General features: G+C 61.9%; 3 protein-coding genes. All 3 read left to right on the forward strand.

Going from position 1 to position 2,447, the window contains the following annotated elements; translation table 11 throughout:
* The coding region (locus NGM28_RS28265) for a GPO family capsid scaffolding protein (RefSeq protein ID WP_502943923.1) at positions 1 to 865 on the forward strand (865 nt) is incomplete at its 5' end.
* Positions 865 to 1,884: a phage major capsid protein, P2 family gene (locus tag NGM28_RS28270; protein WP_252092522.1), complete on the forward strand. Its 1,020-nt coding sequence runs from the start codon at positions 865 to 867 to the stop codon at positions 1,882 to 1,884. The genes NGM28_RS28265 and NGM28_RS28270, both read left to right, overlap by 1 nt.
* Positions 1,881 to 2,447 (forward strand): phage terminase small subunit (gpM, locus tag NGM28_RS28275; protein WP_252092523.1); only part of this gene is annotated, 567 nt, incomplete at its 3' end. The genes NGM28_RS28270 and gpM, both read left to right, overlap by 4 nt.

Consider the following 2,447-nt stretch of genomic DNA (forward strand, 5'->3'; position numbering starts at 1 on the left):
TTACAAGCTGACCACCTACACCGCCGTGATCTGGAGCGAGCACGAACGCTGGCCGGGCTCCCACGGCACCGTGTTTGCGGTGCGCCTGATCACCGAAAGTGACGACCCCGAGCTGCAGCCAGGCCAGGTGGCCCTGGAAGCGCAGCTCAAGCCCAACGACAAGCTGCTGCACCTGAACGACCAAGGCGAAAAGCTCTTCACCAGCGTTGAGATCACGCCGAACTTCGCCAACACCGGCCGCTTTTATCTCACCGGCCTGGCCGTCACCGACTCGCCGGCGAGCCTGGGCACCCAGGAGCTGTATTTCTCCCGGGGCGCCCGCAAAGGCCGCCGTTACGCCAAGACCTCTTACTACTGCGCCGCCGTGGCCCTGGGCTCTCTGCGAGAAGGCAGCCAGCAAACAGGCGAACTGCGCCGCTTCTTTTCCGCCTTGACCGGCCTGTGCAAGCGCTTCGCCGACATCACCACCCCCGACACCCCCTCACCCGACGAGAACCAACCGATGGATGAAGCAACTGCCAAGGCGCTGAAAGCGCTGTATGACCAATTCGTGATTGTGATGGCCGGCCTGCAGGCCGTGCTTGAGCCGATCGTGGAAGACGTGGACACCAGCGAGAGCCAGGCGCAGGTCGATGCCGTCGGCACCGCTGTCCAGGACGTAGTGGATGAAGCCGACGAGAACCGCGAGTTCAACCGCAAAGGCGGTAAAGGAGCCAAAGGCAAGAACGAGGTCAAGGAGTTGAGCGCTCGTGTGGAAGAGCTCACCGAAACCATGACCCAGATGTTCAACCAGACGACCGGTCGTCGCCAGGTGCCACGCACCACCGGTCCGGCTAACGCCAAACGCGGCAAGGGGCTGCGCTAATGGCCGCCCTGTCGAAAGCCGCTGCAGCGGAATACCTGCAGCTCCAGGAGGACCTGGCCGAGGCATACAACACCGATGACGCCACTCGCACCTTTGCCGTGGAGCCTACCCACGCCCAGGAGTTGAACGACCAGATCACTGAGCGCGTGGATTTTCTGGGCCGTATCAATGTTGTGCCGGTCGGTGAGATCAAGGGCGAGAAGGTGCTGCTGGGGCTGAACGGGCCAGCGACCGGGCGCACGGATACCGACGAAAACGATCGTGAGCCGAACAACCTGCTCGATCTCAAGAACAACAGCTATGAGTTGTTCGACACCGAAACCGATGTGTCGTTGAAGTTCGCCACGATCGACGCCTGGGCCAAGTTCCCCGAGTTCGCTCGCAAGTACTTGGAAGCCGTCCAGAAGCGTATTGCCCTGGACCGGATCCTGATCGGCTGGAACGGTACTCACGTCGCGAAGCAGACCAGCAAGACCAAATATCCATTGCTCCAGGACGTGAACAAGGGTTGGCTGCAGCAGGCGCGTGAGCTGATCCCCGAGCAAGTCCTGAAATCAGCAGACCCGGCCCAGAAGATCAAGATCGGTGCTGGCGGCAACTACGCCAACCTTGACGCCGCAGTGCACGACGTCAAGCAGATGATCGATCCGGTGTTCCGCGATGAGGGCGATCTGATCGTCATCGTAGGTTCGGACCTGCTCGCCCATGAGAAGGGCAAGCTGTACGCCGCGCAAGGTCGGACCCCGACCGAAAAAGAGCGAGTGGAAGAGGCCCAGGTGATCGACACCTACGGTGGCCTGCCTTCTTTCCTGGTCCCCTTCTTCCCATCCAAGGGCATCCTGGTCACTTCGTGGAACAACCTGTCCATCTACTTCCAGGACAGCAGCTGGCGTCGCCACCTGTTGGAGAACCCGAAGCGCTCCCGCGTCGAGGACTACAACGGGCGCAACGAGGGCTACGTGATCGAGCAGCTGGGTAAGTTCGCCTACCTCGAATCGGATTCGGTGGACACCGTATGAGTCTGGCCTTGGAACACAAGCGCCGAATCCTGGCTCAGGGAGTAGCGGCGGTCGCTCATGCGGCCACCACCGCAACCATCCCTTACTCGCCAGCCGAGGCGCTGAGCAGCCCGGCAAACGCTCGTAAGCACCTGGCCCTGATGGAGGCCAGCCTGGACGACGATCTGGCGCGCCTCAGCGACATCAAGGGCCTGGCCACCCGCCAGGATCTGAAACGCAACGAACTGCTGCCCAAGTACCAGGACTATGTCCAGCGCTACATCGAGTCCGGCCTGGTCTTTCCGAATCGTGTCCTGGTCCAGGTCATGGTGTGGCTGTTCGACACCGCCCAGTTCGAGGACGGCCTGGAGCTGGCAGACATCGCCATCGAGCAGGGCCAGGAAATGCCCGAGCGCTTCAAGCGCCGGGACATCCAGACCTTTGTCGCCGATGCGATCTGCGAGTGGGCCTATGGCGAGTACCAGGCCAAGCGCAGCCCTGAGCCGTACCTGACCGATCTACTGCCACGGGTCGACGGCGAATGGGAGCTGACGGAGCAGATCCCGGCCAAGTTCCACAAGCTC

Source organism: Pseudomonas sp. MWU13-3659 (assembly GCF_023757525.1).
GTDB lineage: Bacteria > Pseudomonadota > Gammaproteobacteria > Pseudomonadales > Pseudomonadaceae > Aquipseudomonas > Aquipseudomonas entomophila_E.

Coding starts and splice junctions, on each gene's coding strand:
- NGM28_RS28270 (WP_252092522.1), top strand. CDS start 865: ATGGCCGCCCTGTCGAAAGCCGCTGCAGCGGAATACCTGCAGCTCCAG.